The organism is Brachyspira sp. SAP_772 (genome assembly GCF_009755885.1).
Taxonomy (GTDB): Bacteria; Spirochaetota; Brachyspiria; order Brachyspirales; family Brachyspiraceae; genus Brachyspira.
Genome location: NZ_VYIX01000136.1, coordinates 1 through 751, shown reverse-complemented (window position 1 = coordinate 751; position 751 = coordinate 1). Strand labels below are relative to the sequence as shown.

The 751-nt window shown below is 28.2% G+C and carries 1 pseudogene; it reads right to left on the bottom strand.

Annotated features, from left to right (window positions below):
* Positions 1-481, bottom strand: a pseudogene (locus GQX97_RS13080) (phospho-sugar mutase); the annotation flags it as partial.
* Between the last annotated feature and the right edge of the window lie 270 nt (positions 482-751).

Here is a 751-nt window from a genome sequence, read left to right as displayed (position 1 = left end):
TCCAATATACTTTATAACCATTATATTCTTTAGGGTTATGACTAGCAGTAACAACTACTCCGGCAATACAGCCTAAACTTCTAACAGCATAAGAGAGTAATGATATAGGATGAATATCATCATACAAATAAACGCTTATACCATTTGAAGAAAGTATCTCRGCAGCAGCCTTTGAAAATACATCAGAATTATTTCTTGAATCATAGCCTATAGCAACTTTATAATCACTTCCGCCTTGTTTAAGTATATAGTTAGCTAAACCTTGAGTAGCAACACCAACAGTATATTTATTCATTCTGTTAGTACCAACACCCATTATCCCTCTAAGTCCGCCTGTACCAAACTCTAAATCTCTATAAAAAGCATCTGTTAATTCTTTTTCATTACCAGAATCTAATAATGCCTTAATCTCTTTTTTTGTCTCTTCATCATAAGGACCATTAAGCCAAGAATTAATTCTATCTTGTACATTTTTTTCCATAAGTTATTAYACCTCTAATTTGTTTTTCTAATTTTAATATTATATGTTTAAAGTATATTATATAAAAAGCATATAATCAAGTAAATGTTTAATATTATTTATATAAAAAAAGAGAACCTATATATATTATAAGTTCTCTATTATTTTGTTTTAATTTACAGGCATATGGGTTTTATATCTTATCTTGCCAGACCAAGAATAACCCAAAAATTTATTCCATTTTATATCTTATCTTGCCAGACCAAGAATAACCCAAAAATTTATTCCATT